Here is a 1,354-nt window from a genome sequence, read left to right as displayed (position 1 = left end):
GTAGTGGTACGTGTTGTGGGTAAAGTCCAAAACACCAGTATTTTCGGGCTTTTCTTTAGTGTACTCTGTCAAACTTGTGCTTGAATTATATTTGCTTCTATATTAATTCGTTGTTCACGAGATAAATAATCTTGCAAATCGACTTCAACTTCGGAAAATAACCGTCTCAAATCAAGAAGTTCAAGTCTCTGGTATGCTACAATACGCTCATATTTGTTAAATTTCAAATTGCTCTTTCCTTTCTTCTAAAGAATTAAGTGCAGCTTTAAATATCTCAAGCTCACGTTTCAATTTTTCAAGCAGTTCTTCATTCCGATTGGATTGACTCATGTATTGTTCCAATTTATTTGCAAGTTCATTAATATCTTCTATAAGTATATTTATTGCTTTTTGATGTGTTTTTAATATGTCTTGGATTAGCTTTTCACGTTTGTTCCGTAACTCACGTTCGTTCTTGCCAAGTATCCAACGAACTCCTTTGTAAGCCATGACTCCTAAAATGACAACTGTCCCAATTCCAGTAATCATTGAACTGAGACCTAACAATCCACCAAATCCAAGCGCCGCTAAGCCTGAAGTAATGCCAGCTGCACTTAATCCAACAACGCTTCCAGAAAAATATACAGCTGCAATGGGAACCCCTACTGCTGCGGCTTTTGAAGCTAAATCTTTAGTCCTCTTTTCAAATTCACTTATGGAAATCTCACCTTTAAGAAATTTTTCGTCGTTATCTATAGATTTAATAACAAGTGCTAGAATTTCTTCAGCCTTTTCAGGATAAAACTTTTCAGCTGTAATTATTAGATTGTTATCCAAACGAGGGTTATAATTTGCTGCTTTTATTAAACGTGCTAAATCTTTAATAATTGAAAATTTCATTGCTTCTTGTTCTTCACTATTTAACGTTTGCATCTCACTCATCAAACAATGAAGTACATCAACAAAAGATACGTTTGAATCATTGCTCAGAAAAGCACGAAGGTCATGCCGTGATTCAGAACTCAGTCCAATTTGGGACATAAATAAATATAAATCAGAAAGTTGCTTTGGATGTAATTCTCCCTGTTCTTTTATGAAGGCTATTAACACGCGCGTGTATACTTTTTTCGTTTTTTCATCTAGCACTTCTAGAGTTTTTATTTTTTCTTTTGTCACTGTGTTGCCCTCCTAGCGAATAATTATAATCATAGTTAAAGAATTGAGTAGAAAATACAGATGTTTTTTAGATTTATAAACAGGCTTTTGATAATTAAAAATTTGCAGGTATATTTTACTATCTGTAGATGAGTAAATTTCATTACATTTATTACCATCTTTAAAAAGCAAACAAAGATACCCTTATGCCACTCGTAAC

Annotated in this window: 1 protein-coding gene; it reads right to left on the bottom strand. The window is 33.5% G+C overall.

Annotation, left to right across the window (positions count from 1 at the left end; translation table 11 throughout):
- Positions 1-216: 216 nt before the first annotated feature.
- Complete coding sequence (locus AC0KTX_RS16755) at positions 217-1,155, bottom strand: hypothetical protein (protein ID WP_094245846.1); 939 nt, start codon at positions 1,153-1,155, stop codon at positions 217-219.
- Positions 1,156-1,354 lie beyond the last annotated feature (199 nt).

This window comes from Aeribacillus sp. JST-2, from assembly GCF_056032925.1.
This window is presented reverse-complemented; position numbering and strand designations above follow the sequence as displayed.